The organism is Streptomyces sp. NPDC107562 (assembly GCF_055657325.1).
Genome location: NZ_JBVKBE010000001.1, coordinates 391,088 through 412,975, shown reverse-complemented (window position 1 = coordinate 412,975; position 21,888 = coordinate 391,088). Strand labels below are relative to the sequence as shown.

The 21,888-nt window shown below is 72.0% G+C and carries 16 protein-coding genes; 8 read left to right on the top strand and 8 right to left on the bottom strand.

Annotation, left to right across the window (positions count from 1 at the left end; translation table 11 throughout):
• Positions 1 to 23 precede the first annotated feature (23 nt).
• The 4 genes from ACZ7LV_RS01955 to ACZ7LV_RS01940 form a co-directional block, all read right to left on the bottom strand.
• Complete coding sequence (locus ACZ7LV_RS01955; protein ID WP_471934838.1) at positions 24 to 2,162, bottom strand: hypothetical protein; 2,139 nt, start codon at positions 2,160 to 2,162, stop codon at positions 24 to 26.
• Entirely contained in the window at positions 2,159 to 2,761 is a 603-nt protein-coding gene (locus tag ACZ7LV_RS01950) for a hypothetical protein (protein WP_471934837.1), read from the bottom strand. Before ACZ7LV_RS01950 ends, ACZ7LV_RS01955 begins: the two co-directional genes overlap by 4 nt.
• An 85-nt stretch (positions 2,762 to 2,846) precedes the next feature.
• Positions 2,847 to 3,650: a hypothetical protein gene (locus ACZ7LV_RS01945; protein WP_471934836.1), complete on the bottom strand. Its 804-nt coding sequence runs from the start codon at positions 3,648 to 3,650 to the stop codon at positions 2,847 to 2,849.
• A gap of 247 nt (positions 3,651 to 3,897) precedes the next feature.
• The gene (locus ACZ7LV_RS01940) at positions 3,898 to 4,410 is read right to left on the bottom strand and encodes a GNAT family N-acetyltransferase (protein WP_471934835.1); all 513 of its coding nucleotides are present in this window, start codon (positions 4,408 to 4,410) and stop codon (positions 3,898 to 3,900) included.
• 216 nt (positions 4,411 to 4,626) lie between these two features.
• On the opposite strand from ACZ7LV_RS01940, the gene ACZ7LV_RS01935 reads away from it, so the two are divergent.
• The 7 genes from ACZ7LV_RS01935 to ACZ7LV_RS01905 all read left to right on the top strand — a co-directional run bounded on the left by ACZ7LV_RS01935 (position 4,627) and on the right by ACZ7LV_RS01905 (position 14,312).
• Positions 4,627 to 5,277: a hypothetical protein gene (locus ACZ7LV_RS01935; RefSeq protein ID WP_471934834.1), complete on the top strand. Its 651-nt coding sequence runs from the start codon at positions 4,627 to 4,629 to the stop codon at positions 5,275 to 5,277.
• Between the two features lie 306 nt (positions 5,278 to 5,583).
• Positions 5,584 to 6,813, top strand: a complete 1,230-nt coding sequence (locus tag ACZ7LV_RS01930; RefSeq protein ID WP_471936063.1) for an alginate lyase family protein — start codon at positions 5,584 to 5,586, stop codon at positions 6,811 to 6,813.
• Between the two features lie 98 nt (positions 6,814 to 6,911).
• Positions 6,912 to 7,892 carry a right-handed parallel beta-helix repeat-containing protein gene (locus tag ACZ7LV_RS01925; RefSeq protein WP_471934833.1) on the top strand — a complete coding sequence of 327 codons (981 nt, stop codon included), beginning with the start codon at positions 6,912 to 6,914 and terminating at the stop codon, positions 7,890 to 7,892.
• A gap of 345 nt (positions 7,893 to 8,237) precedes the next feature.
• Complete coding sequence (locus ACZ7LV_RS01920) at positions 8,238 to 9,629, top strand: ricin-type beta-trefoil lectin domain protein (RefSeq protein WP_471934832.1); 1,392 nt, start codon at positions 8,238 to 8,240, stop codon at positions 9,627 to 9,629.
• 183 nt (positions 9,630 to 9,812) lie between these two features.
• Positions 9,813 to 12,032: an RICIN domain-containing protein gene (locus ACZ7LV_RS01915; RefSeq protein ID WP_471934831.1), complete on the top strand. Its 2,220-nt coding sequence runs from the start codon at positions 9,813 to 9,815 to the stop codon at positions 12,030 to 12,032.
• Entirely contained in the window at positions 12,029 to 13,315 is a 1,287-nt protein-coding gene (locus ACZ7LV_RS01910) for a ThuA domain-containing protein (RefSeq protein ID WP_471934830.1), read from the top strand. Before ACZ7LV_RS01915 ends, ACZ7LV_RS01910 begins: the two co-directional genes overlap by 4 nt.
• 121 nt (positions 13,316 to 13,436) lie before the next feature.
• Positions 13,437 to 14,312: a PhzF family phenazine biosynthesis protein gene (locus tag ACZ7LV_RS01905; RefSeq protein WP_471934829.1), complete on the top strand. Its 876-nt coding sequence runs from the start codon at positions 13,437 to 13,439 to the stop codon at positions 14,310 to 14,312.
• Between the two features lie 3 nt (positions 14,313 to 14,315).
• On the opposite strand, the gene ACZ7LV_RS01900 is transcribed toward ACZ7LV_RS01905, so the two are convergent.
• Both ACZ7LV_RS01900 and ACZ7LV_RS01895 read right to left on the bottom strand, forming a co-directional pair.
• Positions 14,316 to 15,731: an FAD-binding oxidoreductase gene (locus ACZ7LV_RS01900; protein ID WP_471934828.1), complete on the bottom strand. Its 1,416-nt coding sequence runs from the start codon at positions 15,729 to 15,731 to the stop codon at positions 14,316 to 14,318.
• A 98-nt stretch (positions 15,732 to 15,829) separates the two neighbouring features.
• Complete coding sequence (locus ACZ7LV_RS01895) at positions 15,830 to 17,107, bottom strand: FAD-dependent oxidoreductase (RefSeq protein ID WP_471934827.1); 1,278 nt, start codon at positions 17,105 to 17,107, stop codon at positions 15,830 to 15,832.
• 144 nt (positions 17,108 to 17,251) lie between these two features.
• On the opposite strand from ACZ7LV_RS01895, the gene ACZ7LV_RS01890 reads away from it, so the two are divergent.
• A complete protein-coding gene (locus ACZ7LV_RS01890) occupies positions 17,252 to 18,475 on the top strand; it encodes a cytochrome P450 family protein (protein WP_471934826.1) in 1,224 nt (407 codons plus the stop codon).
• Between the two features lie 292 nt (positions 18,476 to 18,767).
• Here the strand turns inward: ACZ7LV_RS01890 and exaC are convergent, their stop codons facing one another.
• Together exaC and ACZ7LV_RS01880 are read right to left on the bottom strand one after the other, a co-directional pair.
• A complete protein-coding gene (gene exaC, locus ACZ7LV_RS01885; RefSeq protein WP_471934825.1) occupies positions 18,768 to 20,291 on the bottom strand; it encodes an acetaldehyde dehydrogenase ExaC in 1,524 nt (507 codons plus the stop codon).
• A gap of 123 nt (positions 20,292 to 20,414) precedes the next feature.
• Positions 20,415 to 21,683 carry a GAF domain-containing protein gene (locus tag ACZ7LV_RS01880; protein WP_471934824.1) on the bottom strand — a complete coding sequence of 423 codons (1,269 nt, stop codon included), beginning with the start codon at positions 21,681 to 21,683 and terminating at the stop codon, positions 20,415 to 20,417.
• Positions 21,684 to 21,888: the final 205 nt, after the last annotated feature.

Sequence of the window (21,888 nt, the reverse complement as noted above, 5' to 3'; positions counted from 1 at the left end):
TGTTCGGTGCGCCGGGGCGTGGCTCAGCGGTGGTAGCGGAAGTAGAGGTCGCAGCGGAGCAGAGAGGCGATCAGCGCGTCGCGGTCGACGGGGCCGTACGGGTCGCGCCGCAGCACCGCCGAGGCGGACCGCAGCACGATGTCGTCGACGCCGGCCAGCAGTTGGGCCGTCTCGCGCCGCGCCGTCGGGTCGTTCCAGACGGCGGTCCCGCCGAGGGTCAGCGCCCGGCAGACGAGCGCCGGATCGGCCCGCATCCCGGGAGTGCGCTCCTGCGAGGGCGGGAGCGCGGGGAGTTGATCGAGGGGCACCGTCTCGTCGCCGGCGCCCGAGGGGGCGGTGGGGGCCTTCGCAGGAGCGGTGGAGGGTTCGCGCGTCGCGGCGGCCGCGGGCGCCGCCCTCAGGGCGAACTCGCCGCCGATCGTGGCCCATACGGCTCCCGCGGCCACCACGGCCGTGGCGACCAGGAGCGCCACCGGGGGCCACGGCCGTCGTGCGACCGGTGCGCCCGGCACGGCGGCCCGCGCGCCGACGCGCGCCGCGGCCAGGGGGACCAGGGCGCCCACGACGGTCAGCGCCACTCCCGCCACCCACCAGGGTGTGTCGATCACGCTCCACCGGATGCCCTGTTCCTGGCGGGCGGCGGTCAGCCGGGCGAACAGGAACCAGCTGCCCAGCGGTACGGCCGTCAGGAGCCCGCTGAGGACCACGGCCGCCGCACAGGCGGGTGCGGAGCGCGGCCCGGACACCGCGGCCCCCGCGGACCTGGCGAGGGACGTCGTCCATACGGCGAACAGGGCCCCGCCGGCCACCAGCGCCACCGCCAACGCCGCCGCCTGCGAGAGGGGTACGTCCGTCAGGGAGAGTGCCGTCGCCAGCCCTTCGGCGGTCCAGGTGTCCCGCACCCACTCGCCGGCCGCCCGCCCGGACAGCTGGCTGCCGGCGAGCACACCGAACCCGAGGGCGGCTCCGGCCGCCGCCGGACGCCATCCGGTGGCATCGCGGTTCCCGACCGCGACGGCCCGCCACCACGCCACGGTCACCACACCGGCCACGGCCCAGCCCGTCAGCGCCGCCGCCACCGTGTACGCGAGCTGGGTCCGCGTCGGGCTGAGCGCGCCGACCAGCAGGGCGAGGTCGGTGAGCACCAGGCCCGCGGCGAGGCCCGTGGCCAGGCACGCGAAGGGTGAGAGTCCCCAGGTCCGCGCCGGATCCGCGAGGGCGTCCAGACGGCTCGCGGGGGCGGGATGACTGGCGAGTCCCAGCCGTGCCAGCAGGCGTTCGCGACGGGTCGGCGGGGTGCCGGAGCCGATGTGGCCGGCGGCGGCGCCGCGCGGCGCGCGCGGATCCGCGTCCGCGCAGAGATCCGCGTCGTGCTCCCGGGCCCGCAGCACCGCGCCGAGGCTGAGCCCGACGATCACCAGGACGAGCGCCATCCGCACCAGCAGTCCGGCGCCGAGCACTCGGGGCTCCAGCACCAGGGCGACGCCCACCGGCACGGTGCAGCCGATGAGCAGGATCCACCACGCCGCGGTGGCCAGCCGTACCCGGCCCACGTCGCGCAGGCGCAGGTGGGCCAGTTCGTGCCGGAACATCGCCGCCGTGACGTCGTCGGGGAGGTTGAAGACGTTCGAGTCGGCCACGATCCACGGGTCGCGGCGCGTGCCCGAGGCGCGGGCCCGGACCCCGACGCGCCGACCGCGCACCCACAGGGTCGGCCGGACGGCTCCGTCGGGAACGACGCCGTTCAGGAGCGTGCGCAGTTCCGAGGTGTCGCGCGCGGCACGCCACCACCACAGGCTCAGCCGGCGTCCGACGGCCCGCCAGAGCAGGGCGAGGGACAGGAGCGCGAGCGGTCCGCACAGCACCAGCGCCGACTGGGCCAGCCGGACGTCGTACACACAGCCGGTGAACCGGTCGAGCACCGCGTCGGGCGCGGCCGGGACGGTCGGCACGGTCGGCAGACAGCCGACATGGGCATCCGGCCAGTTGCCGCGGCCCAGCACGAGCCACCACCACATGGTGAACGAGGCTCCGGCGCAGGCGACCAGGCCCAGCAGCACCAGGCTGGTGGTGGTGGGCAGCGGCAACGGACTGGAGACGAGCGCACGAGCGACGTCGCGGGGGTCCTCGGCGGGCCGGACGGCGTCGGGCGCGGTGGTCACGACGGTGGCGTGATCGCCGGTGCCTGAGCGGCCCCGGGGTCGTCACCCACGGGTCCCCGGCGCCCGGAGGTGTCCGACGCCGCCGTGCCGGAAGCCGCACCGCCCGGCGACGGTGACGGCGACGGGGACGGCGTGGTCGACCTGACCACCACGGCCATGACGACGATCCGGGCGCACTCGTCCGCCTCGGCGGCCGACAGGCCCGCGGCACGGCCCTGGACCAGGGCCCAGTCGGTCAATTCCTGCCTGGTGACGTCGGACAGCTCCGGGACGGGAGAGGTCAGCGCCGCGCGCCGCCCCTCGGCCGCCTCGCGGTTCTGCCGTCGGCGCCACCACCGGGTGATCCGGGTGCCGCCCGCCCGGATGTGCCCGGAGGCGAGGTCGGCGAGTATCTGCGAGACCACCGCCACCAGCACCGGCAGCAGTACCGCCGTCTCGACGCCGATGCCCAGGGGGTCCCCCGCCGACCGGTGCAGGGGCTGCGGCGGATACGGCCTGGCGGCGTACGCCCGGCAGGTCGCGTCGAGTTTCTCCAGCTCGCCCGGTGCGAGGCTGCCGACCACGTCGCGCAGGACGTCCTGGCCTGTGCGCTGCTGCATGAGTACCTCCCGTAAGGCGTGCAGAGATGGAGACGTGAGGTGTCGTGGGCGCGAGGACACTCGGCGCCCGGGTCGGCCCTGATCGTCAGGTGCGGCGCGGCCGTCGGATCGCGACGAGTGCCACCGCACCGGCGGCCACGAGGGCCGCGGCGCCGGTGACGACGGCCAGTCCTGGCGTACCGCTCTCCGCGAGCTGGTCCCCTGCGCCGCCCGACAGCGCGGACGGAGCCGGTACGACGGGCGAGAGGGACGAGGACGAGGACGGCGACGGCTCGGCGGAGGCGGAGGCCGGAACCGAGGGGGAGGCGCTGTCACCGGGCGTCGCCGAAGCGGTCGGTGACGCGCTGCCCGAGCCGGTGGGCGAGGCGGTGGGCGACGCGGTCGGCGTCGTTTCCGGCACGACCGAGTAGGACGCCTTGCCGTCCATGAGGACCACCGGGTCGACCTGCGGGACGGGCTGGATGAGGCCCTGGGTGACGAACTGGAGCGTGGTCGCGGTCGGCACCTCGCCGGCCAGCGAGACGCGCAGGCCGATCCGCATGGTCCGGCCGGCCGGGAGCGTCCCCACGGACGGCAGTCCGTCGTCCGTGCTGAGGTAACCGGAGAGTGCGGTCTCGCCCGGCGTCAGTTCCACCGCCCGCCACACGGACGCCGTCGCGTCGAACCACTCGACGGTGATCTGATCGGCCGTCAGTGGTGTGGCGGGGGGCGCGAGCCGGACGCCCACAGCGACGATGAAGCTTTCCGTAATATCGGTGTCCAGCGTGTTGTGGAACAGCGCGTCGACGCTCAGCGGTTCACCACCGGGCACCAATTCCCCTGTTTCCGGTGTCAGTTCGACGTACGGGACGGCCGGGTCGGCGGCGTGCGCCGGTGCTGTGGCCGACATCGACGCGAGAAGGAACACGAGGCAGCCCCACCATGCCGCAAAGAACGATCGACGGCGCACAACAACCAGCTCCCCCTGTGACGCGCGCCCCCAGCGCGCTCCCTGGCGTGACACTGGGAAGCTTAAAGTATCAACTGCCGGAAATGGGCGGAGATTCGCATTCGATCAAAAGAAGAGGGGAGTCAATCAATTGATCTACTAATACGCCCATATGACTATGTGCTTCACGTGTCGACTGGGGCGCGAGTCAGATACCGAACGGCGCGGCGTAGTGGACCGTGCCGCTCGGGAGCGGATGGTCCGCGTCGAGGCCGAGCGCCATCAGCGCCTCGTCCGGCACGTCGATGGTCAGGCCGATGCCGTGGCCGGACGCACGGGTGAATCCGAACCGGGGGTAGTAGGCCGGATGTCCGAGGACGACCACATGACGCTCCCCCAGTGACCTTGCCGCCGCCAGGGCCGCGCGCACGGCCGCGCTGCCGGCCCCCGCCCGCTGCCACTCGGGCCGTACGGCACAAGGGGCCAGGCACAACGCCGGTGTGCTGTCGATGTGACAGCGGGTCAGCAGGGCATGACCCACCGGCCGGCCGTCCTCGCCCGCGGCGATCAGGGAGAGACCGTCGATCCACGCGGCCGGGTCGGCCCGCAGGGCGTCGACGAGGTCCGCCTCCTCGGAGGTGGGAAACGCGGCGAGGTTGATGTCCCGGACGGCGGGGATGTCGTCGGCGGTCTCGGCGCGTGTGATCCAGGTGGTGCCCATGACGGTGAAGTCTAGTTTCACGAGATGTGCGTGCGAGGCGTGTGCCGCACTCGTCTCGCAGGTGGGCAAGACACATCTTCCGTACTATCACTGCTGCACGACCATGTGCGGGAGTAACTGCCATCGCCCCAACGGCACCAGGCAGAAATGCACACACGTTTGATTTCGCATACGCCGCGGGCCTGTCGCCCGACGGCCATGACACAAAGGAAAGGTGTGAGGACCTTGTCCGAAACCACTGCCGAAACCACCGAGTTGACCTCGCAGTACAGCGCGCAGGTGGCCGGCGACCTCGATCGCAACGTGAAGGAACAGGACCGTCTCCACGGTGAGATCGAGGCCCTCCAGGCGCAGTTGACCGCGCTGCGCCACGACCACACGGTCCTGGTCAACATCCAGCAGGCACTCGGCGTCCCGGCTCCCACGGCGACCGCGGCCCCCGCGCCCTCCACGGCCGAGGCCACCGCGACGGTGCCCGCCCCCCGCAAGACCAGGAAGACGAGGGCCACCTCGGCCGCGGCCAAGCAGCCGAAGGCGAAGAAGCCCGCCGCGCGCAAGCGAGCGGACAGCAAGAGCGCCGCCGAGCCCGAGGCGGCGTCGCCGACCTCACCCACCCTCGTCGAGCTCGTGCGGGCGCATCTCGGGGCGCAGGGCGAACCCCGCTCCGCAGCCGAGATCACCACCGCGCTGGCCGGGGAGCACCCCGAACGCACCGTCAAGACCACCGTCGTGCGCACGACGCTCGAAGGGCTCGTGGCCAAGAACCAGGCCCAGCGCACCAAGCAGGGCTCGTCCGTCTTCTACACCACGCCCGAGTCGGCCGAGCCCACCGCCGACGCCGGCGAACTCCCCGAACAGGGCGAGTGACACGGGCCCCGGGGACCGCGTCCACATCGGCGCGCGTCGCGTCGTGATCCCGCAGGGGTAGGAGACACCCTCGTCGCCACCGCCCCGCCCTCGCGGCACTCGGCCGCGGGGCGGAAGGCGTGTTCACATACACGACCGCCCTGGTCGAGGACTGTGCGCGCGGGTGACCAGGGTCCGCTTGCGCACGACCTCTTGCCTCCACGCCCCGTCGACCCTACGCTCACCCGACCTTCCACGTGAATTCTGTTCACATAGCTGAATGGAGAGGGTGTGCGTAGAAGATCTCCGACGACTCTCGTCCTGCTCATGATCGCCGCGCTCGTCGCCGCGGTCGTCCCGGCGGCGCACGCACAGGCGGCGCCGAAGACGCCCAGAACCGCGGTCCTCGACGGCGCCCGGCTCCGGCAGGCCAAGGTCGAGCTGCAGCGCGGCAGTCCCGAACTCCGCCGCGCGGTGGCTCAGTTGACGCGTCGCGCCGACGACTGGCTGGACCAGGGGCCCTGGACGGTCGTGGACAAACCCCGCCCCGCGCCGAGCGGCGACGTGCACGACTACCTCAGCCAGGCCCCCTACTGGTGGCCCACGCAACCGCCGTCCGCCGAGAACCCCTGGGGCTGCCCCTACGTCCAGCGCGACGGGGAACGCAACCCCGAGGTCGACTCGGGCACCGACCGCCAGGACGTGGAGAAGGTCTTCGACGCGACCTACGAGCTGTCGCTCGCCTGGTACTACACCGGACGTCGCCAGTACGCCGAGAAGGCCACGCAGATCCTGCGCACCTGGTTCCTGGACCCGGCCACCCGCATGAACCCCCACCTCGAGCACGCCCAGTTCATCCCCTGCAAGTACGACGGCAGGGCGATCGGCATCATCGACTTCTCGCAGTCGTACACGAGCGTGGTCGACGCCCTCGCGATCCTCGACACCGGCGCACCCGGCTGGACCGGTGGCGACCGGGCCGGCATGCGGCGATGGAACACCGACTTTCTGACCTGGCTGACCACCAGCCCCTTCGGCAAGCAGGAGGCCGCGGCCACCAACAACCACGGCACCTTCCACGACATGCTGGTGGCCGCCCTCGCCTACGCGACCGGCGACCAGGAACTGGCCCGCAGAACGGTACGGGAGGCCGCCGGCAGGCGGATCGACACCCAGATCGCGGGCGACGGCAGCCAGCCGCAGGAACTGGCCCGCACCAGAAGCTGGCACTACTCCACCTTCACCCTCGTCGCACACACCCGCCTCGCCGCGATCGGTCGCCATGTCGGCGTGGACCTGTGGGTCCACCGTGGCCCGGACGGCCAGAGTCTGGCCGGGGCCGTGCGCTACCTGCTCCCGGCCGCGACCGGCGCGGCCGACTGGCCTTATCCGGAACTGGAGTTCCACCGTTTCGCGGCGAGCGACGTCGTCCGCGCGGCGGCGGACGCGGGTGACCGGGCGGCCGCCGAGGCCGTTCCGCTGCTGGAGCCGCCGCCCCGAGGAGACCTCTGGCTTCTGCGGCCGGCCGCGGAGCAGCTCGACTCGATAGCCGGCTGACCCACGGTCCCGCCGCCCGCTCACCGGGCCGGCCCGAGGACCGGCGCCCCCACCAGCACCGCCTTTGCGTATCACTCCCCCACCGGAAAGGCACCGCCATGCAGATGCACTCCCCGCGCGCGCTGTTGACCGTACTGATCACCGCGGCCGTCGCCACCGGCGGCGGCCTGGCGGTGACGCCGGCCGAGGCCCGTGGCGCCGTCCCCGCGGCGACCATCGACGTCTCCACCGCGGCCCAGCTCAAGTCGGCCCTCACCGCCGCCGCTCCGGGTGACACCATCCGGCTGGCCGACGGCACCTACACCGGCAACTTCAAGGCGACCAGGGCCGCGAGTTCGGGCGCGCGGATCACCCTCACCGGCTCGTCCCGCGCCGTCCTGACCGCGAGCGGCGGATACGGCCTGCACCTGAACGGCGCCTCCTACTGGACCGTCAGCGGGCTGACCGTGCGAGGCGGCCAGAAGGGCATCATGATCGACTCCGCCCGTGGGGTCGTCGTGGACGGGGTCACCGTGCACGACCTCGACATGGAGGGGGTCCACTTCCGCAACTCCAGCACCGACGGAGTGATCAGGAACTCCAGGATCCACGACACCGGCAACGACGGCCGGGGAATGGGCGAGGGCGTCTACGTCGGCTCGGCGAACACCCTGTCCGACCGGAGCGACAACATACAGATCCTCGGCAACACGATCGGGCCCGACGTCGGCGGCGAGAACATCGACATCAAGGAGGGCACCACCGGCGCGCGCATCGTGGGCAACACCTTCGACGGCGGCGGTCTCACCGGCGCGAACTACGACGACTCGTGGGTGGACGTGAAGGGCAACAACGTCCTCGTCGAGAACAACACCGGCAGGAACACCACGAACGACGGCTACCAGACCCATACCCAGCAGTCCGGCTGGGGCTGCGGCACGGTGTTCCGCGGCAACCGCTCCACGCTCACGGGAGCGAGCGGCTCCACCCGGCTGGCCGTCAACGTCACCAACAACAGCTCCAGTTGCCGCACGACGGTGTACAGCAGCAACACCGTCACGGGCGGCAGGGGGCTGACCAACATCACCGTGACACCGTAGACCGGGAGGGCCCCGCGCCGCCGCGCGGGCCCTCCGCCCGATTCGTGGGCCATCCGCCCAACTCGTGGGCCGTGTTCGCGAATTGGACTGTACCAAGCCCTTGACAGGAGTTTTCGGTCACTTCTTAAATCACGGTGTGAAGTAAGCAGTCCGTCTGACTCCCCCCTCCCCCACCGTCGCGGCCGTCCACGCGATCCCCCAGCCCCCACATCACCCCGCCTGTCATAGACACGCCATCCTGATGGCGCCTGCCGGCCGTCTCGCCGGACCGTGACCGGATCGGCCGTGCGGTGGGGGCCGCGGGACCCGTCCGGCCGGGACGACGGCAGAACAGGACAGTGACGCATGACCACGACACTCCTCCGCGGCCACGCGGGGCGCGCCGGGCTCGGTACGGCGGTCGTAGCCGCCCTCCTGGCGAGTCTGAACTCCTCCCCGGCGGGTGCCGCAGCCGCCGCGGCCACCGGGCAGATCACCGGACTCGGCGGCAAGTGCGTGGACGTCGCGGGCGCCGCGACGACCAACGGCACCGCCGTACAGCTCTACGACTGCAACGGCACCACCGCCCAGCAGTGGACCGTCGGCGACGACGGCACGATCCGCGCCCTCGGCAAGTGCCTGGACGTGGCCTCGGCCGGCACCGTCAACGGCACCCGGATCCAGCTGTGGGACTGCAACGGCAGCGCGGCCCAGCGGTGGACGGTCACCGCCGCCCGCGACATCGTGAATCCGCAGGCCGACAAGTGTCTGGACGCGACCGGCAGCAGCTCCGCCAACGGCACCCGGTTGCAGATCTGGACCTGTACCGGCGCCGCCAACCAGAAGTGGACCGCGCCCACCGGCGGCGGCAACCCCCCGCCCGGACCCGGCGCGATGGCCGTGGCCCCCTACCTCTACAACGGCTGGGGCAGCCCGCCGAACCCCACGACCGTGATGAACGCGACCGGCGTGAAGTGGTTCACCCTCGCCTTCGTCCTCAGCAACGGCTACTGCAACCCGCAGTGGGACGGCAGCCGGCCCCTCACCGGCGGGGTCGACCAGCAGACCGTCAACACCGTCCGGAGCGCCGGTGGCGACGTCATCCCGTCCTTCGGCGGCTGGAGCGGCAACAAGCTGGAGAGCTCCTGCGGCAGCGCGGGCGAGCTGGCCGCGGCCTACCAGAAGGTCATCAACGCCTACGGCCTCAAGGCGATCGACATCGACATCGAGGCCGCGGCGTACGACAGCCCGGTCGTGCAGCAGCGCACGGTCGACGCCCTGAAGACGATCAAGGCCAACAACCCGGGCATCAAGGTGTACGTCACCTTCGGCACCGGGCAGAACGGGCCCGACAGCAGCCTGATCAGCAAGGCGGCCGCGTCCGGATTGACCGTCGACAGCTGGACGATCATGCCGTTCAACTTCGGCGGCGCCGGCCAGAACATGGGCCAGCTCACCGTCCGCGCCGCCGAGGGCCTCAAGACGGCGGTCAAGAACGCCTACGGGTACAGCGACGACCAGGCCTACCGGCACACCGGCATCTCCTCGATGAACGGCATCACCGACAACAGCGAGACGGTGACCGTGAACGACTTCCGCACGATCCTCGCCTACGCCCAGCAGCGGCACCTGGCCCGGCTGACCTTCTGGTCGGTCAACCGCGACCGGCCCTGCACCGGTGGCGGCGCCGACACCTGCTCGGGCGTCGCCCAGCAGCCGTGGGACTTCACCCGCGTCTTCGCCCAGTACAACGGCTGACCGAGCGACAGCGGCCCGCAGGCGGGCCGGCCGCACGTCGGCCGGCCCGCGCGGCGGCCGCCGCACGCCCCACCCCGCTCGCCTCCCCCATCCCCCACCCGAGCCGCCCCGGCGGCACAGGAAGTAGACACGATGCCTCGCTCCTCGCGACCACCCGTCGGTGGCCGCTCCGGCGGCTCTCCCATGAGCCGCGCCCGTCGCCCCTGGACCGCCGTTCTCGCGGTCGCCGCCACCGCCGCCTCCGTCCTCACCGCGATCCAGCCGGCCCAGGCCGCCGCCACGAAGGCCGACGCGCCGTCGGACTCCGCGGCGGTGGCCGCCCTGCCGTCGAGCTGGGCGACCGTGGTGAACACCGGCAGCGGCAAGTGCCTGGACGCCCGGGCGGCCGGGACGGTCAACGGCACGGCCGTACAGCAGTACGCCTGCAACAGCACCACCGCGCAGCAGTGGAGCTTCACCCCGACCAGCGACGGCTACGTGCGCATCGGCAACCGTAACGACGCCCAGCAGGTGGTGGACGTGAGCAACGTGTCCACCGCCGACAACGCGGCCGTCCACCTGTGGACGTACGGCGGCGGCAACAACCAGCAGTGGCAGGCCGTCGACGAGGGGGGCGGCGCCTACCGCTTCGTCAACCGGCACAGCGGCAAGTGCCTGGACGTCCCGTCCGCCTCGACGGCCGACGGCGTGCAGTTGGTGCAGTACGCCTGCAACGGCTCGGCGGCACAGCGCTTCCAGGTCACGCCGGTGAGCACCGCGCCCGGCGATGTCGACCTCGGTCCCAACGTGGCCGTCTTCGACCCCTCGATGCCGTCGTCGACCATCCAGAGCCGGCTGGACTCCATCTTCCGGCAGCAGGAGACCAACCAGTTCGGCTCGCAGCGCTACGCGGTCCTGTTCAAGCCGGGCGCCTACAGCAACGACGTCAACGTCGGCTTCTACACCCAGGTCCTGGGGCTGGGCCAGTCCCCCGACTCGGTGACGATCAACGGTGCCGTGCACGTGGAGGCGGACTGGTTCCCGCCGCAGAACGCCACGCACAACTTCTGGCGCGGCGCCGAGAACCTCTCCGTGAACCCGACCGGCGGCACGGACCGCTGGGCGGTGTCGCAGGCCTCCGCGTACCGGCGTATGCACGTGCGCGGCAACCTGGAGCTCAGCGACGGCGGCTGGTCCAGCGGCGGCTTCATGGCCGACACCAAGATCGACGGTCAGGTCCGCTCCGGCACCCAGCAGCAGTGGCTGACCCGCAACTCCCAGCTCGGCAGCTGGACCGGCTCCAACTGGAACATGGTCTTCGTCGGCAGCCAGGGCGTGCCGGGCAACACGTTCCCGAACCCGCCCTACACCACGGTCAACCAGACCCCGACGGTGCGGGAGAAGCCCTTCCTGTACGTCGACGGCGCGGGCGCCTACCGGGTGTTCGTCCCCGCGCTGCGCACGAACTCCTCGGCCACCACGTGGGCGAACGGCAACGCCGCCGGCACCTCGCTCGGCATGGACCAGTTCTACGTCGTCAAGCCCGGCGCCACCGCCGCGCAGATCAACGCCGCCCTCGCCGAGGGCAAGAACCTGCTGGTCACGCCCGGGGTCTACCATCTGAACCAGACGCTGCGGGTGACCCGGCCCGACACCGTGGTCCTCGGCCTCGGGCTCGCCACCTTCATCCCGGACAACGGCATCACGGCGATGACCGTCGCCGACGTCGACGGTGTCAAGATCGCGGGTGTCCTGTTCGACGCCGGCACGGCCAACTCCCAGACCCTGGTGGAGATCGGGCCGTCCGGGTCCTCGGCCGGTCACGCGGCCAACCCCACCTCCCTGCACGACGTGTACTTCCGCGTGGGCGGCGCCGCGGTGGGCAAGGCGACCACCAGCCTCGTCGTCAACAGCGACAACGTCATCGGCGACCACATGTGGATCTGGCGCGGCGACCACGGCACCGGCATCGGCTGGAACAGCAACACCGGTGACACCGGACTGATCGTCAACGGCGACAACGTGACGATGTACGGCCTGTTCGTCGAGCACTACCAGAAGCACCAGACGATCTGGAACGGCAACGGCGGGCGGACGTACTTCTACCAGAACGAGATGCCCTACGACCCGCCCAACCAGGCCGCCTGGATGAACGGCTCCACGCAGGGCTACGCCGCCTACAAGGTCGCCGACTCCGTCACCAGCCACCAGGCGTACGGGCTCGGCAGCTACTGCTTCTTCAACGTCAACCCCAGCGTGACGGCGGAGCGGGCCTTCGAGGTGCCCGACAACCCCAACGTCCGCTTCCAGAACATGGTGACCGTGTCACTGGGTGGCACCGGCACCATCCGGCACGTCATCAACGACCGGGGCGGGCCGTCCAACTCGTCCACCAACGTCGCGAACCTGGTGAGCTACCCGTGAGGCGGCTCGCAGCCAGGCTGCTGACACTGCTGGCCGTGCTGCTGGGGCTGACCGCCCCGGCCCACGTCGGGAACCCGGCCTCCGCCGCGCCCCAGGCGCCCGCCTTCAAGGTGATCGCCTTCTACAACGGCACCTGGGACGCCGCGCACATCGACTTCGTCAAGGAGGCCAACGCCTGGTTCCCGCAGGCCGCCGCCCAGAACAACTTCACCTACACCGCCACCACCGACTGGAACCTCCTCGCCAACGGCGGGGTGGACGCCTACCAGGTCGTCCTGTTCCTGGACGACGCGCCCCAGACCGCGGCGCAACGGGCAGGTTTCGAACGGTACATGCGAGCCGGCGGCGGTTGGCTGGGCTTCCACGTCTCGGCCTTCACCACCAACGCCGCGGCCTGGCCCTGGTACTACAACACCTTCCTGGGCAGCGGGAACTTCAGGTCGAACACCTGGGGTCCCACCCCGGCGGTGCTGCGCACCGAGGACCGTACGCACCCCTCGACGGCCGCGCTGCCGCCGACGTTCACCTCGGCGGTCAGCGAGTGGTACAGCTGGTCCAACGACCTGCGCAACAGGTCGGACATCAAGATCCTCGCGTCGGTCGACCCGTCCAGCTTCCCGCTGGGCACCGACCCCAACCAGTCGTGGTACAGCGGCTACTACCCGATCCTGTGGAGGAACACCCAGTACCGGATGCTGTACGCGAACTTCGGGCACAACGCCATGAACTACGAGACCAACACACGGCTCTCCTCGACGTTCGCCAGTGCCACCCAGAACCGCTTCCTCATCGACGGGCTCAAGTGGCTCGGCGGCGCGGGCGAGGACCCCGACCCGCCGACCGACCCGATCTCCGAGACGACGTGGTACTCGGTCGCGGGCGGCGCGAACGGTACCTGTGTCGACGCCAGGGCGGCCGCCACCGCCAACGGCACGGCCGTCCAGCAGTACACCTGCAACGGCACCCTGGCCCAGCAGTTCCAGTTCCGCTCCACCGACAGCGGCTACAGCAGGATCGCGATCCGCGGCAACCCGCAGCAGGTCGTGGACGTCACCGACGTCTCCACCGCCGACAACGCCCCGCTCCAGCTGTGGTCGTACAGCGGCGGTGCGAACCAGCAGTGGCGGCCGGTGCGTGAGGCGTCGGGCAGCTATCACTTCGTCGCGCGCCACAGCGGCAAATGCCTCAGTTCACCGGGCAGTTCGGCGAACGGCGTGCAGTTGGTGCAGCGGCCCTGCGACAACTCCGCGGCGCAGAGTTTCCGTCTGACAGCGCAGCCCTGACACCCGGTCCCGCCGCGTGTCTCCCCGGCCCCCTCCCGCCCCCTTCGGGCGGGAGGGGGCCCCTGCTTCGGGGGCCGCGTGCCGCGGGAACAGCGGCGCGCCGCCTCGCGTTGTGACGAGCGTGACGACGAACTCGCCGCGGCCCGAGGTGCTGCGCTACACCGCCTTCTCCCGTTCGCCCGAGGGCGGGAACCCCGCCGGCGTCGTCCTGGACGCCGCCGGCATGGACGACGCCGACATGCTGGCCGTCGCCGCCGACCTCGGGTACTCCGAGTCGGCGTTCCTGACCGCGCCCCCGCCGGGCCTCGGCGGCCGAAAGGGGCGGGCGTACAGCATCCGCTACTTCAGCCCCAAGGCCGAGGTGCCGTTCTGCGGGCACGCCACGATCGCGACCGCTGTCGCGCTCGCCGAGCGGACGGGCCCGGGGGAACTCCTCTTCGCGACTCCCGCGGGCGTCGTACCGGTCGAGGTGACCGAGGAGGGCGGAACGGTCAGGGCCATGCTCACCAGCGTCGAGCCGCACATCGAGGAGATCGCCGACGCCGACCTCGCGGAGGCCCTCGCGGCGCTCGGCTGGCCGGCCGAAGACCTCGATCCCGCCTTTGCGCCCCGGATCGCCTTCGCGGGCGCCCGCCACCTCGTGCTCGCCGCCGCAACGCGCGCCCGTCTCGCCGCGCTCGCCTACGACTTCACGCGCCTCGAAGCCCTGATGCACCGCCTGGACCTGACCACGCTCCAACTGGTGTGGCGGGAATCGGCCACCGTCTTCCACGTCCGGGACCCGTTCCCCGTCGGCGGCGTCGTCGAGGATCCGGCGACCGGCGCCGCGGCCGCCGCCTTCGGCGCCTACGCCCGCGACCTGGGCCTGGTCGCCGAGGACGCCGTCCTCACCCTGCACCAGGGTGAGGACCTGGGGCGCCCCGGCGAGCTCACCGTGACGCTGCGCGCGGGTGACGCGCGGGTCCGGGTCGGCGGGGCGGGAGCCCGTATCGGCTGAGGCTCACGGCATCCGCGCCGCCGGCGCGAACAGCCCCTCCGGGTCGTACGCGGCGCGGATGCCCCGGAGCCGCCCCTCGTGCGAGCCGAAGACGGCGCCCGGCAGCTCGCTCGCGTCCTCGCCGAGCCCCGCGAAATTGAGGTACGTCCCGCCGCTGGAGTACGGCTTCATCGCGTCCCACGCCGCGCGTGCCCACGCGATCGCCCTCTCGTCCATCGCCGGGTCCTGCCAGCCCGCGTCGATGCTCACGTTGAAGCGGGCCGACCGGTGCGCGAACGCGCTGTCGTCGGCGGGCACGTCCGCCACGGCGCCGCCGAGGGTGCGCACGACGACGAGGCTCTCCGGTGTCGGCCGCCGGGAGTCCCAGTCCAGCAGCGTCCGGACGGCCTCGTCGGTCAGCTCGTCCATGAAGAGCGACTTCATGAAGTACCGCTCGCCGTCGGGAAAGCGCCAGGTGTTCGCGCACTGCAACGCGACGTAGGGCACGGTGGCGCTCAGGTCCATGAGCACCGGACCCAGTTCGCGCTGGGGCGCGAGCGCCGCGGCGGCGCCGTCGCCGGGCGGGCCCCCGTAGACGGCACCGACGATGACGCATTTCGCCCGGTGCAGTTCCGTCGGGATCCCGGGGGCGGCGGGCACGCTCCACAGCAGCAGTTCCGGCGTGACCGTCCCGGGCGCGCAGTACGTCGCGTCCCGCCAGGCCCGCACCACCGCCTCGGCGTGCTCGTACGGATGGAGCATCACCGCCGTCGCCACGTCGGGGCCGAGGGAGTGCAGGCCGAACTCGAAGGACGTCACGACGCCGATCCCCCGGCCACCGCCGCGCGCCGCCCAGTACAGGTCGGGTTCCTGCTCGCGGCTCGCGGTGCGCACGACGCCGTCGGCGGTGACGATCTCCAGGGAGCGGACGCTGTCGCAGCTCAGTCCGAAGGTGCGCATCACGAACCCGAAGCCGCCGCCGAGGGTGAGACCCGCGATCCCGGTCGCCGAGATCTCCCCGCCGGGCGTGGCCAGGGTGTGCACCTGTGTCTCGCGGTCGAGTTCGCCCCATGTCACGCCCGCCTGGGCGCGCGCCGTGCGGGCCGCGGCGTCGACGTGCACGCCTTTCATCCGCGACAGGTCGATCACCAGCCCGTCGTCGCACAGGGCGCTGCCCGCCACCTGGTGGCCGCCGCCGCGGATGCTGACGACGGGCCGGTGCTCCCGCGCGACCCGCACCGCATGAACCACGTCCGCCGTGCCGCGGCAGCGGGCGACGACGGCGGGGTGGCGGTCGATCAGGCCGTTCCAGACGGTGCGCGCCTCGTCGTAGGCGGGATGCCCGCGGTCGATCACCTCACCCTGGAACGAGGAGCGAAGCTCGTCGGCGATGGCCCGCTCCGCCGTGACGTCCGGGCGGGCATCGTGCTCTTCCGGCATCGGCGTCACCTCTCCCGGTGCGCGCTCCTGTCCGTCCTCCCACGGTATGCCCGGGCCGCGTGGCCCGCACGGCCGGCGTGGTGAGGCGCGAGGCGCGCTCAGCCGGCCTCACGCCGGCGCACGGACGCGGCCGGCGGCCGTTCGCGCAGGGCGCCGTAGGCGAGGAAGTAGGCGGGTACGCGGTTCAGCCGGCGTGATGTGGTGATCAGTTCCGCCATGTGTGCGGCGCGCCGCGGATCGCCGAAGGGCGGGCGGCCCTGCAGGACCGGCTCGATGACGTTGGCGTGGGCGAGGCGCTGGAGGCGCTGGGTGACGGCGGTGGTCAGCCAGCGGCGGCGCTGGACACGGCGCACGGCGGCCGGAAGGGCGGACGGCTCGCCGCTCAGCGGGCCGACGAGGTGGCGGGCGGCGGCCACCGCGTCCTGGACGGCGAGGTTGATGCCGATGCCGAAGACCGGCGACATGGCGTGGGCCGCGTCCCCGATGCAGAGCAGCCCCGGACGGTGCCAGCGCCCGAGCCGTTCGAGCCGTACGTCGAGCAGTTTCACCTCGTCCCACGAGGTGAGGGTGTGCATGCGGTCGGCGATCCAGGGGACGGCCGCCCCGTAGGAGTCGCGGAAGCGGTCGATGCCCTCGGCGCGCAGTCGTGCGTCGCCGCCCTTGGGGATCAGCGCGGCGCACTGCCAGTACTCCCCTCGGTCGATCATGGCGACGAGGAACCGGTCGCCGGCGCCGCCCACGAGTCCGCGCGGATCGTCCTCGCGCCGGGGCAGCCGGAACCACCAGGCGTCCATCGGGCAGCGGAAGGTGCGCAGGTCCAGTTCGGGCAGCGCGCGGGCCAGCGAGCCGCGGCCGTCGCAGGCCACCGTGAGGGTCGCGCGCAGTTCGCCGGTGCGGCCGTCGGAGGTGCGGTAGGAGACGCCGGTGACCCGGCCGCGTTCCTTGAGGAAGGAGGTCGCCTCGGTGTGCATGCGCAGGGTGAAGGACGGCTCACGCGCGGCCTCGTCGGCGAGGAGGTCGAGCAGGTCCCACTGGGGCACCATCGCGATGTAGTTGTACCTGCGCCGCAGCGCGCCGATGTTCCCGACGGTGACCAGCCTCCCGTCGGGTCCGAGCGGCAGCTGGACCGTCGTGACCCGCCGCTGGGGCAGGCGGGCGAACCGTTCACCGAGGCCGAGCTCCTCCAGGAGTGCGAGAGTGGTCGGATGGACGGTGTCGCCGCGGAAGTCGCGCAGGAAGTCGCCGTGCTTCTCCAGAACCGTCACCTCCACCCCGGCGCGGGCGAGCAGCAGGGCGAGGACCATTCCGGCGGGTCCGCCACCCACCACGCAGCACGTGGTCCGCTCCCCCGCCCGCAGGCCGTTGCTCGTGTCCATCGCGCCTCGTCCCTTCGTCCGCGCCACTGATGCGTCACACTGGTATACATACCCACAAGTAGCAGCAAAACCGTCACGCAGGGTCGCCGCGCGGGGTTGCTCCGTGTGTTCACCGCGCGAGTGCCCGCGTGCCCGGGAGGCACGATGAGCCAGAGCCAGCAGCCGGTCCTTCTCCCCTACTCCGACCCGGCCTTCGTGGCCGATCCCTTCCCCCTCTACCGACAGCTGCGCGAGGACGGACCGGTCCGCCGCGCGATCATCGCGGGGGGCGTGGAGGCCTGGTTGGTCACCCGCTACGAGGACGGGCTCGCGGCCCTGTCCGACCCGAGGCTGAGCAGCGACGTCCGAGACGCGTCGGACCGCCGCCTGATGGACCAGCTGCCCGAGTTCGAGCGCGCGTCGATGATGAGCAACATGCTGCGCTCCGATCCGCCCGACCACACCCGGCTGCGCCGTCTGGTCTCGAAGGCCTTCACCGCGCGCCGGGTCGCCGAGCTGCGGCCCCGGATCCAGGAGATCGCGGACCGGCTGCTCGACGAGATGGCGCCGGCGGGCCGGGCCGAGTTCGTCGCGGAGTACGCGCTGCCCCTGCCGGTCACCGTGATCAGCGAGCTGCTCGGCGTGCCGGTGGACGACCAGTACGACTTCCAGCGGTGGACCGACGACATGCTGCTGCGCGGGGAACAGATGCCGGACCCGGTGGTCGTCAACGAGGCGTGGCAGAAGATGCGCGCGTACCTCACGGAACTGCTGGACGCCAAGCGCGCGCGGCCCGAGGACGACCTCCTCAGCGCCCTGACCAGTGCCCGGGACGAGCAGCAGCGGCTCAGCGAGGACGAGCTGATCTCGATGACGTTCCTGCTGCTGGTGGCGGGCTACATCACGACGGTCAACCTGATCGGCGGCGCTGTCGTGGCGCTCCTCACCCACCCCGACCAACTGGAGCTGCTGCGGAACGACCCCGGCCTGCTGCCCGGCGCGATCGAGGAGTTCCTGCGCTACGACGGGCCGGTCAGCCCGGGGATCGCGCGGTTCGCGCGGGAGGACACCGAGATCGCGGGTGTGCCCGTCCCGCGCGGTGCGACCGTGCTGATCGCGTCCGCCGTCGCCGACCGCGATCCGGAGCGCTACGCCGATCCGGACCGCCTCGACGTGGCCCGGCAGGACATCGGTCATCTGGCCTTCGGACACGGCATCCACTACTGCCTGGGTGCCCCGCTCGCCCGTCTGGAGGGCCAGATCGCCATCGGCACGGCCCTGCGCCGTCTTCCGGACCTGGCGTTGGCGGTGCCGCCCTCCGAAGTGACCTGGCGCCCCGGCGGTCTGCGCGGCCCGGTACGCCTGCCCGTCACGTTCACCGCGACCTGAGACCCGCCCTCGACTCCGGCCGACAAGGCGGTGCACAGCGTCGACGTGGGCCGGACAGCACACGAGCCCGCCCCGGATCCGGGGCGGGCTCGTTTTGCAGAGCGCCGGGCAGGCCTTGCACCTGCATCTCCCCGCAGGAAGCGGGGCGTCTTTCCTTGGACCACCAACGCACGACCGGGTGCCCCCAGTTGGGGCGACCAGTTCAAGAACAAGTGTACGGCACACCCCGGACCGCCCGTCACCACGGGCACCCGACCGAGGCCGGGTGCCCGCGCCTGAGGGCGGCGGTGGGCTAGAAGAAGCCCAGCTTCTGGGGCGAGTAGGACACCAGCAGGTTCTTCGTCTGCTGGTAGTGGTCCAGCATCATCTTGTGGGTCTCACGGCCGATCCCCGACTGCTTGTAGCCGCCGAAGGCCGCGTGCGCGGGGTAGGCGTGGTAGCAGTTCGTCCAGACGCGGCCCGCCTGGATGGCGCGGCCGGCGCGGTAGGCCATGTTGATGTCGCGGGTCCACACGCCCGCGCCGAGGCCGTACGACGTGTCGTTGGCGATCTTGATGGCGTCGTCGAAGTCGTCGAAGGACGCCACCGAGACGACGGGGCCGAAGATCTCCTCCTGGAAGACCCGCATGCGGTTGTCGCCCTCGAAGATCGTGGGCCGCACGTAGTAGCCGCCCTTCAGGTCGCCGTCGTAGTCGGCGCGTTCGCCGCCCGTGAGGATCTTGGCGCCCTCCTGCCTGCCGATGTCGATGTAGGACAGGATCTTGTCCAGCTGCTCGCTGGAGGCCTGGGCGCCGATCATCGTGTCGGTGTCGAGCGGGTGCCCGGGCTTGATCAGCTCGGTGCGGGCGACGGCCGCGGCCAGGAAGTCGGGGTAGTTGCCGCGCTGGATCAGTCCGCGTGAGGGGCAGGTGCACACCTCGCCCTGGTTCAGCGCGAACATGGTGAACCCTTCGAGGGCCTTGTCGCGCAGCGCGTCGTCCTTGTCCCACACGTCGTCGAAGAAGATGTTCGGCGACTTGCCCCCGAGCTCCAGCGTGACCGGCTTCAGGTTCTCCGCCGCGTACTGCAGGATCAGGCGTCCCGTGGACGTCTCGCCGGTGAAGGCGACCTTCGCCACCCGAGGGCTGGAGGCGAGCGGCTTCCCGGCCTCGGGGCCGAAGCCGTTGACGATGTTCAGCACGCCCGGCGGGAGCAGGTCGGCGACCAGGCTCAGCCAGTAGTGGATGGAGACCGGGGTCTGTTCGGCCGGCTTGAGGACGACGGCGTTCCCGGCTGCCAGGGCGGGGGCGAGCTTCCAGGTCGCCATGAGGATCGGGAAGTTCCACGGGATGATCTGGGCGACGACGCCCAGCGGCTCGTGGAAGTGGTAGGCGACCGTGTCGTCGTCGACCTCGCTGAGGGAACCCTCCTGGGCGCGCACCGCGCCGGCGAAGTAGCGGAAGTGGTCGATGGCCAGCGGGATGTCGGCCGCGAGGGTCTCCCGTACCGGCTTGCCGTTCTCCCAGCTCTCCGCGACCGCCAGGGGCTCCAGATGCGCCTCCATGCGATCGGCGATCTTCAGCAGGATGTCGGAGCGTTCGGTCGCCGACCTGCGCCCCCAGGCGGGTGCGGCCGCGTGCGCCGCGTCGAGCGCCGCCTCGACGTCCTCCGCGGTGCCGCGTGCCACCTCGGTGAACGGCTGGCCGTTGACCGGGCTGGGGTTCTCGAAGTACTGCCCCTTGACCGGGGGCACGTACGCGCCACCGATGAAGTGGTCGTAGCGGGGCTGGTAGGAGACGATCGCGCCCTCGCTTCCGGGCGCCGCGTAACGGGTCATGCGGAACTGACCTCCTTCAGCAGCGCTGCCCGCCGTTGGGCAGCTCTGCGACGGAGGGTAGGAAGGCGGACGTTGCATCCACGTTGCGTCCGCGCGCCGTCGGCCGGGTCCTTCGGACCGTCGTCAGGCACCTGCCCAGCCGGGCGGCGCCGCCAGTTCCGACTCCAGGGCGGTCAGACGGGCCCGGATCGCCGCCGTCGGCCGGGCCGTTGCCAGCGAACGCCACACGTCCAGGTCGTCCTCGCCCCACGACGCGTGCGCCCAGTCGGCCAGCAGGTCGGGGTCCCGGCAGGACATCAGTGCCGCGCGCAGCCCGTCGGCGAGGCGGCGCCTGATCCGGACGACCTCCGGTGCCTGGGAGGCCGGGAGCAGCGGTCCCCCGTAGGCGGTCAGGGCCGTGGTGAGCGCGCCCGCCGCCAGCCGCCGTTCCACGACGGCCACGTCCGAGGCGACGGGGGCCGTGAGCCGGTACGGGCGGGAGGCGAGCAGTCCGGGGCCGAGCACCTGGCGCAGCCGGGCCAGTTCCGCGCGCAGCGTCACCGGCGTGACGGACTCGTCCTCGTACAGGGCGCACAGCAGCTCGTCGCCGGTCAGGCCGTCGGGGTGGCGGGAGAGCAGGACGAGGATCTCGCTGTGCCGGCGGCTGAGCCGGATCCTGCGACCCTGCGCTGTCAGGAGCGCCCGGTCGCGGCCGAGCGCGGCGAGTTCGAGTGCGCGGGCGTCGGGCAGGCGGGGGGTCAGCAGCGCGAGCTGGGACTCCGCCGCCCGCGCCACGGCCTGGACGAATCCCAGGCTGTGCGGGTGCGCGAGGCCGTCGCCGCCGGTGATGTCCACGGCGCCCAGCACGCGGCCCGTGCGGGGATCGTGCACGGGTGCGGCGGCACAGGTCCAGGGCTGCACGCGCCGGGCGAAGTGCTCGGCGGCGAAGACCTGTACCGGGCGGTTCACGGCGACGGCCGTGCCGGGCGCGTTCGTTCCGACCGCGCTCTCCGCCCACCGGGCCCCGGGGACGAAGTTCATCCGCCCCGCCTGTCGCAGCGTGGACGCGTGGCCCTCGACCCAGAGCAGCCTGCCGTGCGCGTCGCACACGGCGAGCAGGTGCCGGCCGTCGGAGGCGAACGTGCCCATCAACTCCCGGAAGAGCGGCATCACATGGGCCAGCGGATGCTCGGCGCGATGGACGCCGAGGTCGGTGTCGGTCAGTTCGATGTCGGCGGTGCCGTCCGGGCGCACACCGGCACGCGCCGACCTGCGCCAGGAGTCGGCGACCACACGGCGCACCGGCCGGGGCACCGTCCCGGCCCGGGTGAAGGTCTCGTGGGCCCGGTGCAGCACCCGTACGCGCTCGGCAGGGTCGGCCCCCGGTTCCAGGGCCACCCAGGGATCGGTCAACGCAACCTCCCTCGGGGCGGTTCGCTGGGGACATCGTCGCCCGGGGGGTCCGTGGCGACAACCGTTTCGACCGGCCCGGAGGCTCGCCCGACGCCCTCACCCGTACCGGACGTCCGCTGAGCGGACGACCGTGACCGGATACAGCTCTTGACAGGACATCGACATCTGACTGAGCATCAGGCGCACACAGCACCCGCACGGCTCT